Genomic DNA, 9704 nt, shown 5'->3' on the forward strand with positions numbered 1-9704 from the left:
GCCCATCAGGTACTCCCGCAGCACGGGTCCAAGTGCGGCCCTGCCGTCACCACGACGCGAGAACGGGGTTCGGCCCGATCCCTTCAGGGCGATGTCACGGCGCCGGCCGTGGCGGTCGACGAGTTCGCCCAGCAGCAGGGCGCGGCCATCGCCGAGTTGCGGCGAGAAGCCGCCGAACTGGTGCCCGGCATAAGCCTGCGCCAATGGCTGCGCCAGAGCCGGCACGGCATTACCGGCGAGCATAGCGAGGCCGGCGGCCGAGGACATTTCGTCGGCGTCCAGACCGAGCTCTTCAGCCAGGTTGCGGTTAAGCCGCAGCAGCCGAGGCGCTGGCGAGCCGGCTGGGCTCGACCTCGCATACATGCCCTCGAGATCACGCGCGTAGCTGTTGTCGAACGGCATGTACAGCGCTGCTCGGGACGCCGGGTCGGCGGGCGGATCGTGCGGGGCGGTCACGTTAGCTTGCATTTCATGCTCCAGGTTCTGGGGGTATTCGGCAGGCGGCGTCACATGGCCTGAGGCAGTTCGTCGGCGCCGCCGAAGGTCCCCAACAGGTGCTCGGTATCGAGGCGGAAGTCGCTGTGAATGACCTCCCCCAGCGGATCGATGACGATGAACCACGGTGTGCCGCGCGTCTCGAAATCCGCCATCAGGCTCGGATAGCGGTCCACGGCCGGGTCATGCCCGAATGGGATTGACAACCCGTAGCGCTGCTGCGTCTCGCGCAAACGATCGAATGTGTTTATCTCGGCAGACTCGAACACGGTTTGCACCGCGGCGAAGCCGAAGCCCTGACCGAACAGCGCTTCAACCAGCGCTTTTAGAGTCGGAAATCCGTGGCTATGACAACCCGGGCACCCGTGCTGGAAGCAAAAAATAACCTTGAACTCGTCTCCGAGATCGGCCAGCTCGAGCGGCCAGCTCGGGTTCCCGTGCGCATCGATCCACTGCGGAACTCGCAACTGCGGGGCATTCACAGGATCTTGGTCGTTCGTCATGAAATCTTTGTGTGAGAGTACTGTCCGGGACCGCGCACTGGCTGACCAGGGGCAGCCCTCAAGCGCCTGTGGCCACCCGCCTGGGGAGCTTCCATTGCGGGCGTGGAAAGTGGCAGGTGTAACCATTCGGACGACGTTGCAGATAGTCCTGGTGCTCCGGCTCGGCCTGCCAGAAGGGGCCGGCGGGTTTGACTTCGGTGACCACCTTGCCCGGCCACAGGCCCGAGGCGTCGACGTCGGCAATCGTTTCCAGCGCGATCTGCCGCTGCTCTGGCGTAGTGAAGTAGATGCCGGAACGGTAAGACCACCCGCTTTCGTTGCCCGGCGGGCTGGGCGTGCTGGGATCGTGAATCTGGAAGAAAAATTCCAGCACCTCGCGATAACTGATGAACGCCGGATCGAATACCACTTCGAGCGCCTCGGCATGCGTGCCGTGATTGCGGTAAGTGGCATTGGCAACGTCGCCGCCGCTGTAGCCGACGCGTGTACTCGCGACACCAGGAATCTTGCGTACCAACTCCTGCATGCCCCAGAAGCAACCTCCGGCGAGGATGGCGGTTTCTTTCAAACCCATGTTGCGACTCCTTGTAGTCCGGACCATGCAGTCAAGTTCGCAAGCCGAACTGCGCTTGATCGAATCCGTGCCGCTGCGAGCGACGCGATGGCGTTACCCACAGGAGGCATCCTTTCATTCTTCCTCATGTTGAGCCGAAGGCAAGCGCTACAAGACGCCGGTGCGTCTTGTTAAGTACGCCGTGCGTCCGATTCGGAGTAACGGGTTCGACCATGCAGGGGTGCTCCAGAGGTCAGGACGATGGGTGCTAAAAGTCGGACCATCGGCAGAGCCAGCACCCCTACAGTTTGGTGGTTGTCGAATTCCAATGCGGATGGACCCATAGACAAACAAGTAAGCAGGCGTTTTACTGGCTCCTGAAATTGTTGGAGCTAGGCCAGCGGTGCAGCACTACTTTCCGTGCGGCCGCACTGGGCGCGAATCCAGCACGCCCGGCAAGGGGCGGGCTCCCAAATGGCACAACAGACCAAATGGCAGTGCACTTTTGAGCAAAGAACGTTAGCCTTGGCCTTAAACGACAAACAGGAGCCCTCGATATGGTTACACGCGGATTTAGCGGGCGACGGCCCACGGCAGATATTGCCAACCGATTGCCGCCGGGCCAGTTCAAGACCGACGACTTTCCGGTGCTCTCGAAAGGACCGGTGCCGCGCATCGACTTAGCTGCTTGGCGGTTTACTCTGAGCGACGGCCCGCGGCCATTGAAAAGTTGGAGCTGGAACGAGTTCCTGGCGCTGCCACGCTCCGTCTGGGAGGGTGACATCCACTGTGTGACGACTTGGTCGAAGTTCGACACGCGCTGGGAAGGTGTGACCATCGACGCTCTGCTCGCCGACGCCGGCATTGCGGCCCCGACGCCCTGGCTGCTAGCGCTATCGCTAGACGACTACGATACCAACGTGCCAGTTGCCGATTTGCTAGGCGGTCGCGCCATGGTTGCGACGCACTTCGACGGTCGGCCGTTGGCGCCTGAACACGGCGGCCCGGCACGTTTATTGGTGCCACACCTGTACTTCTGGAAAAGCGCGAAGTGGATTAAGGGGCTCAAGTTCACCGCGCGCGATGAGGCTGGATTCTGGGAGCTGCGCGGATATCACATTTACGGCGATCCTTGGCGGCAGCAACGCTATTCGGACGATTCTTGATGACGTCCAGCGAGCAACAAGGTCCGTGGCGCAACGCGAAGATCGAGCGTATCTCGCAGCTCACGCCGCGCATCAAGAGCTTCTTTCTCGATGTGTCGGAACTGGCATCGCGCCGTGCGGGACAACATATCAGTGTGCGGCTGACCGCGCCCGATGGTTATGTCGCACAACGCAGCTATTCCATTGCATCGGCGCCTCGCGCCGATACCGTCGAAATCATCATCGAGAAGCTCGAAGATGGTGAGGTGTCGCCTTTTTTCCATGACATCGCGGAGGTTGGCGAAAGTATCGAGGTGCGTGGGCCGCTCGGTGGGCATTTCGTCTGGGGACCCGCCGATGGCGGGCCGCTGTTGTTGATTGCGGGCGGTTCGGGAATCGCGCCGTTGATGGCGATGGTGCGCGCGTGGGCCGCGGACCCCACAGAGGAAGTTGCGCCGAAGGCCACCATGGCTGAACCGCGGCCGGTGCCTATGCCCGTGCTGTTGGTCTGCTCCGCACGCACCCCGGCCGATCTCCCTTTCCATGCCGAATTGCTTGAACTCGAAGCAGCTCGGCCCGACTTCACTTTCATCGCAGTGACCACGCGCGAGCCACCACCGCGGCATTCCGACCTGGGGCGTCGGCTTGATGCCGCGGCCATTGCAGACGTGCTTGCTCGCTGGGACCACAAGCCCCGTCATGTTTACGTATGCGGCGCCAATCGGTTCGTCGAAGCCGTTGCTAACGGATTGGTCGATGCCGGGATACCTGCAGCCCACATAAAAACTGAGCGGTACGGCGGTGCATAAACTTCGGGCTTCTCTCGGCGGCGCGCCATGCGGTCCTGCGTCTGGATTTGATTGGCGTTGGAAGAGACGAGCGCATCCGCTGTGAACGTGGAGCTCGTCAAGTCGGTGAGCGCCGCTCGACTTTTGCTCGCAGCTCCCCGTACTCTTGCTCGCGCCTTTCTGCCTGGGGTGGGTGTCTTGCCGTTCGCGGAACTGTAGTGCGCTGCTTACTTTTCCCGACCGTCTCGCATCCCAGCAGCCCGATTGAACACAAGCCTTCCATCGTGGGACGCTTTTGCATCCACCACGAAGTACCCGTGCCGCTCGAACTGAAACCCCGCACCGCCAACCTTTGCTACAGCCAATGACGGCTCCGCGAAGCCCGCGCATGTCACTAGGCTCTCCTTGTTCAGCTCATCCAGTAACTCACCGCTGCCCGGCTGCGCCGTGGCAAACAGCCGTTCATACAAGCGCACCTCGACCGGCACCGCATCGGCTGCAGCGACCCAGGTAATGTTGCCCTTCACCTTCACCGCATCGGCGCCTGGCGTACCGCTTTTTGTATCGGGGATCAGCGTGGCCTGCACTTCGACAAGCTTGCCTTCGGCGTCACGCGTGGCGCCCGTGCATATGATGGTGTGGCCGTATTTCAGACGCACTTTGTTGCCTGGGAACAGTCGGAAGAAGCCCTTTGGCTGCACATCTTCGTAGTCGGTGCGTTCGATCCACACCTCGCGGCCGATCTTGAAGCGGCGCATGCCGCCTTCGGGGTCGCGCGGGTTTAAGGGGGCGGTGCAGTCGTCCAGTGAGGCGTCGCTGCCCATCAGCTCGGCCCAGTCGGTGATGACGAGCTTGACCGGGTCGAGCACGGCCATCGCGCGCGTGGCAATGGGGTCTAGCGTGTCGCGAAGGGCCGCTTCGAGGCTCGAGTAGTCGATCCAGCCGCCGGACTTGGTCACGCCGCTGCGTTCGCAGAAGAGCTTGAGCGCTTCGGGCGTGTAGCCGCGTCGGCGAAGGCCTGCGATGGTGGGCATGCGGGGGTCGTCCCAGCCATCGACGTGCCCGTCTTCGACCAGCTGGCGCAGCTTGCGCTTGCTGGTGATCACGTGCGTCACATTAAGCCGCGCGAATTCATACTGGCGCGGATGCGGGCTGGCGAGCAAGCCACCTTCTGCCAAACTGGCGAGCAGCCAGTCGTAGAACGGTCTTTGGTCTTCGAACTCCAACGTGGCGATCGAATGGGTGATCTGCTCCAACGCATCCTCGATCGGATGTGCATAGGTGTACATCGGGTAGATGCACCACTTGTCACCGGTGTTGTGGTGCGTGGCCCGGCGGATGCGGTAGAGCGCGGGGTCGCGCAGGTTGATATTGGGGTTGGCCATATCAATCTTCGCGCGGAGGATGGCGGCACCGTCTTCGAGCTCGCCGTCTCGCATCTGGCGGAAGCGCGTCAGGTTCTCGTCGGGGCTGCGGGTACGGAACGGGCTGTCAGTTCCGTGCGTGTTGAAGTCCCCGCGCGCTGCGCGTATCTGGCCGGGCGTCTGCTCGTCCACATAGGCGAGCCCAGCGATGACCAAATACTCGGCCGCGCGGTACATGAAGTCAAAGTAGTCACTGGCGAAGTATTCGTGCGGCTGCAGGGTGCCGGGTGCCAGTGCGCTGTCTGCCACGTAGGTTTCGTAGCCTAGCCACTCCACCGCGTCGCGGATGCTATCGACGTATTCCTGTTCTTCTTTTTCGGGGTTCGTGTCATCGAAGCGCAGGTGACACACGCCGCCGTATTCCTTGGCGAGCTCAAAGTTGAGCCAGATACTTTTGGCATGTCCGATATGCAGGTAGCCGTTGGGTTCAGGCGGGAAGCGCGTTCGGACCTTGGCCGGGTCTGGCATGCCTTGCGCATGGTGCTGCGCGTCGCCGGGACTGCCCCCCCATTTGCGCGCGGCATAGACGCCTTTTTCAAGGTCGTCTTCGATGACGTTGCGTAGAAAATTACTTGGCTTGGCAGCATCTTTGTCAACGGAAGAAGTCATCCGTTCATTCTAGGAGTAACGACCACTATGTGGGGCTCGGTCGAGCACTGCTGCGCAGTCTTGCCTCCGAACTTCCAGGTTGGCGTATGAGTAGGTTTCGTGTTTGAATCTTGCAGTCGCGGCCACCTCGACTGCGGTTCAACGTGCGCATTAAATTCGGTGAAACATGACCAGCCTTAAAGTTGAATTCCCCGGGAGCCTCGGCCATTTGCTTGCCGCACGGCTTGATCAACCAAACACTTTGCCAAGAGCGTGGGCTGTCTTCGCACACTGCTTCACGTGCTCAAAAGATTCGAAAGCGGCCGCGTACATTGCGCGTGCGTTGGTCGAGGCCGGGTTCGGTGTCCTTCGCTTCGATTTCACAGGGTTGGGTGGAAGCGGCGGAGATTTCGCAAACACCCATTTCAGTTCAAACGTCGGCGATCTAGTCGCGGCCGCCGACTGGCTGCGAAGTGAGCATGGCGCGCCAGCGCTTCTCATCGGGCATTCGCTTGGGGGCGCAGCTGTTCTGGCGGCTGCGCACCGTATTGCCGATTCGCGTGCGGTGGTGACGCTAGGCGCGCCCTTCGACCCCGCACAAGTAAAGCGCCAGTTTGGTGAAGGCCTGGCTCTCATCGAATCCAACGGCGAGGCCCGTGTCACGCTTGCGGGCCGCGAGTTCACGTTGCGGCGGGAGTTTCTTGACGACGTCGCCGCTCAACCGCAGGCCGAGCGCATCCATTCGTTGCGTCGGCCGCTACTTGTCCTGCACGCGCCCGGTGACACGATCGTTGACGTGGACAACGCACGCAGAATCTTTGAACAGGCGTTGCACCCCAAATCCTTCGTGTCGCTCGACGATGCCGACCATCTGCTCAACAGTCAGAGCGATGCCACCTACGCCGCAGGGCTTATTGCTGCCTGGGCGAAGCGGTATTTGCCTGCTCCCACCCCTTCGGGCGAGATGGCGTCGACAGCTGGAGCGGAGCCGCTGCCAGTCGGCGCTGTGCGAATCAGCAACCTTCCGGGCAACTTTGCCGTCAACGTTGAGGCAGGGCGCCATACGCTGGTGAGTGACGAACCAGTGGGAGTGGGCGGTGACGACCTCGGCTTGGGACCATATGACCTTCTGCTCGGTGCGCTGGGAACTTGCACCGCGATGACTTTGCGCCTTTACGCTCGCCACAAGAAGTGGCCCCTCGAGGACGTCCGCGTCACTTTGAATCACGCCAAGATTCACGCTGCAGACTGCGCGGAATGTGAGACCAAGGAAGGCAAGATCGACCGAATCGAGCGGACGGTGGAACTCGCGGGGCCACTCGACGCGCCGCAACGGGCACGTTTGCTGGAGATCGCCGACAAATGCCCCGTGCACCGTACGCTCAAATCCGAGGTAGAAATCAAGACGCTCCTGTCCTAGGGGCTAGGTTGCCCTGCCGTGGGCCCGCCTGGCGTAGCGACGTGAAGCCATTCGACAGCACGGGATTGCAAGCGCCCATGGTGACGCTTGACATCGTTTAGCGAACTTCGCTCACGCGCAAGCAGTACACAAGAGAAGGCGAACGACTTCTTCTCGGGGCGCCCGTCGACTCCTGGTGAGCCGTACGGACGATGATGATTGTGTTGATGCTGCCAAGCCTTCAGTTTTTCTCTCGCGTCTCGCATTGTTGCGACTTGGTAGAGATTCAGGAACTCATCACGCAACCGACCATTGATTGACTTGATGAGCCCGCTGTCTGGCCGCTATCGACAGTCTGGCTGGATGGCTGGTTGGTCGCTGGTGTGCTGTCACCGCCAGAGAGAGTCAGTTCAAGGAGAGTTTCGCTTCGGACTGTTCAATGGGGGTACGCCACCCGTTTTTCCATCCATCTTTGTATTTGCTCAAAACTCAAACTGAGCACCCAGTAGATGGCCGCCGCCCCCAAGTACAGCGGAAAAGGTTGGAAGGTGGTGGAGATGAGCTCCTTGGTTGCCAGCATCAGTTCGGTTACTGCTATCACCGATACCAGCGAGGTGTCCTTGATGAGGCTGATTAGGCTGTTGGACAGGCTCGGCACCGCGGCCCGGAGTGCCTGCGGCCCCACCACGTAGCGCAGCGTCTGATCGCGGGTCAGGCCCAGGCTGGTGCCTGCCTGCCATTGACCCTGTGTAACGGAGTTGATGGACCCGCGTAGCGTCTCGCTCATATAGGCCGCCACATTCAACGTCAGGGTCAGGATTCCTGCGGTGATCGGCGACAGCTCGATACCGACGCTTGGCAGGCCGTAGTAAAAGATAAAAATCTGCACAAGCAACGGTGTGCCTCGGATGACGCTTACATACACCGCCATCAGGTTGCTCAAACCCCACACCTGCAACACGCGGATGAGCGTGACGAGGCCCGCCAGAGGCAGACCGAAGATCATCGAGGCCACGGCGAACATCAGCGTGTAGCCCGTCCCCTTGAGCAGCATTGGCCAGGCCAGGGCGAACAGTGATGCCAAGTCCATCGCGATCTGGCGCGGGTTAGCGGGCCGCCAGCGGCTTGCTCACGTCGCGTTCGAACCATCGGGTGGAAATCTTCGCGTAGCTGCCGTCGGCCTTCAGTTCCTCCAGTGCCTTGTTGATGGCCTCCTGAAACTTCGGACTGCCTTTGCGGAAGGGGATCGCGTTGCTGTCAGGCTTGCCGATCGGCGCGCCGGCCTTGACTGGCAATTTGGTCTTCTCGCGCAGATAGGGGATCAGCAGGCTGTCGTTGATAGCCGCATCGATGCGACCAGTGGCCAGATCCTGCAAGTACTCAGGGGCACCAGGGTAGGTCCGCACCTCCGCCCCGGCTATGCTCTTTGCCAGCTCCGCATAGTTGCTTCCCTGGCCGACCCCAATCTTCTTTCCCTTCAGGTCCGCAGCAGTTTCCAGCTTGCGCGTCTCATCGGCGCGAACTATCAGTTGCGGGTAGGAAATGACATAAGGCCCGCTAAAGTCAAAGACCTCGCGGCGCTTGTCGGTCGCTGCCACCTGGTTGACTATCACGTCGTACTTGCCTGCTTGCAAGCCGGCAAGGATGCCACTCCACTCGGTGGTGGTGAACTCCGGCTTCACGCCGAGCTTGGCCGCAATAGCCCGACCAATCTCGACATCGAAGCCCGTCAGATTGCCCTTGTCGTCCTTGAAGTTGAACGGTGGGTAGCTGCCCTCGCAGGCAATGCGCAGGGTACCGCGCGCCTTCACTTCGTCAAGCAGTTCAGCGTGGGCGCCGGACACCGAGGCGATGAACAGCGCGGCAGTGAGCCAGGATTTGAGCAGTGTCTTCATGAGTGTTTCCTTGAAAAAATGAACGAATCTTCCCAGCACGGAGCAGGGGGCCAGACGCTAGCCCCCTTGCCGGCTGTTCTCTGCCGATCAACTGCCGCTCATCTATCGATGGTCGATGGCTAACCATACATTCGGGCATATTCGCGGCTGAACTACAAACGCTCACGCACTTCACCTCGAAATCGACCTCACTCAATCTCTTGCCCTTGGAAGAGGTCAAGCATTGCGCATCCATCAAGCGAGGGTACTTCTGGAGCTCAGCGGCGACAGCGGAGTATTCGAATGAAAGTGCAGGTGAAATGCTGAGAGGCTCATCCCGGGCGCTGCTGCCAGTTGCTCAACCATTGGCAGCTGGGTTTGGTTGGCGCATGCGACCGTCACAGCGCTCGTGATGTGTCGCGTGTTTTCGTTCAGGCCAAGGTGTCGAGTATCCGGTCCTAGACGCCCCAACGGCAGCCAATGGTGCGTCGGTGTGACCAGACTGGCTTTAGGCACAGGCAATTCCGAACGGTATAACCGACGCATACATCGACGCAAGGCATTTCGCAGATGCTCGCAGCTGTGGAGTGCATTGGGGTGGGTGGAGGCCTTTTGCTTCAGTGCGGCTGGCATTACTGATTTTGGCATTGCGGCTCGCTAACGTGCACTCAACCTGGACTGCCAGGCAACAAATGCGGACGTTTGGACATGAGTCGACGCCACCACTGTCCTAAAGTGGGTCTCCGACCAAAAGAACGTGCCCATGACTCAGTTACCAAACCAAGACAAGCCGTGCTGGCCGCGATGTGCTTCCCCAGTCCCCGATGGCCAGGTCAAATTCCCCCACCCTTGGCCACCCCAAATTCCCCCAGGCAGGACGGTCGGATTATGACGACTCGGGTGTGATGGCGATGCGTGCAGCGGCCTCCTTGAGG

Annotated in this window: 10 protein-coding genes; 3 read left to right on the plus strand and 7 right to left on the minus strand. The window is 60.7% G+C overall.

What is annotated here, in order from left to right:
* The 3 genes from Q0C59_RS16430 to msrA all read right to left on the minus strand — a co-directional run.
* On the minus strand, positions 1-468 hold a 468-nt coding region (locus Q0C59_RS16430; RefSeq protein ID WP_291217491.1), incomplete at its 3' end, for a protein adenylyltransferase SelO family protein.
* Positions 469-506: 38 nt separating this feature from the next.
* Positions 507-998, minus strand: coding sequence for a peroxiredoxin (locus Q0C59_RS16435; RefSeq protein WP_291217493.1), 492 nt, complete (start codon positions 996-998; stop codon positions 507-509).
* A gap of 58 nt (positions 999-1056) precedes the next feature.
* Positions 1057-1572, minus strand: a complete 516-nt coding sequence (gene msrA, locus Q0C59_RS16440; RefSeq protein ID WP_291217495.1) for a peptide-methionine (S)-S-oxide reductase MsrA — start codon at positions 1570-1572, stop codon at positions 1057-1059.
* Positions 1573-2108: 536 nt separating this feature from the next.
* Here msrA and Q0C59_RS16445 point away from each other — a divergent pair.
* Both Q0C59_RS16445 and Q0C59_RS16450 read left to right on the plus strand, forming a co-directional pair.
* Entirely contained in the window at positions 2109-2717 is a 609-nt protein-coding gene (locus Q0C59_RS16445; RefSeq protein WP_060853416.1) for a sulfite oxidase-like oxidoreductase, read from the plus strand.
* Positions 2717-3505, plus strand: coding sequence for a ferredoxin reductase (locus tag Q0C59_RS16450; protein WP_291217508.1), 789 nt, complete (start codon positions 2717-2719; stop codon positions 3503-3505). Before Q0C59_RS16445 ends, Q0C59_RS16450 begins: the two co-directional genes overlap by 1 nt.
* A 206-nt stretch (positions 3506-3711) precedes the next feature.
* Here Q0C59_RS16450 and Q0C59_RS16455 read toward each other — a convergent pair whose 3' ends face one another.
* A complete protein-coding gene (locus tag Q0C59_RS16455) occupies positions 3712-5517 on the minus strand; it encodes a glutamine--tRNA ligase/YqeY domain fusion protein (protein WP_291217499.1) in 1806 nt (601 codons plus the stop codon).
* Positions 5518-5683: 166 nt separating this feature from the next.
* On the opposite strand from Q0C59_RS16455, the gene Q0C59_RS16460 reads away from it, so the two are divergent.
* Positions 5684-6916 (plus strand): alpha/beta fold hydrolase, encoded by a 1233-nt coding sequence (locus tag Q0C59_RS16460; RefSeq protein WP_291217501.1) that lies wholly within the window; start codon positions 5684-5686, stop codon positions 6914-6916.
* Here the strand turns inward: Q0C59_RS16460 and Q0C59_RS19665 are convergent.
* The 3 genes from Q0C59_RS19665 to Q0C59_RS16470 all read right to left on the minus strand — a co-directional run bounded on the left by Q0C59_RS19665 (position 6913) and on the right by Q0C59_RS16470 (position 8790).
* Positions 6913-7221, minus strand: coding sequence for an integrase core domain-containing protein (locus tag Q0C59_RS19665; RefSeq protein ID WP_366518873.1), 309 nt, complete (start codon positions 7219-7221; stop codon positions 6913-6915). The two genes, Q0C59_RS16460 and Q0C59_RS19665, sit on opposite strands and share 4 nt — an antisense overlap.
* 110 nt (positions 7222-7331) lie before the next feature.
* Positions 7332-7985, minus strand: coding sequence for an amino acid ABC transporter permease (locus Q0C59_RS16465; protein ID WP_291217504.1), 654 nt, complete (start codon positions 7983-7985; stop codon positions 7332-7334).
* Between the two features lie 16 nt (positions 7986-8001).
* The gene (locus Q0C59_RS16470; protein ID WP_291217506.1) at positions 8002-8790 is read right to left on the minus strand and encodes a transporter substrate-binding domain-containing protein; all 789 of its coding nucleotides are present in this window, start codon (positions 8788-8790) and stop codon (positions 8002-8004) included.
* Positions 8791-9704: the final 914 nt, after the last annotated feature.

This window comes from Hydrogenophaga sp. (assembly GCF_022844385.1).
In the GTDB taxonomy this organism is placed as follows: Bacteria; Pseudomonadota; Gammaproteobacteria; order Burkholderiales; family Burkholderiaceae_C; genus Hydrogenophaga.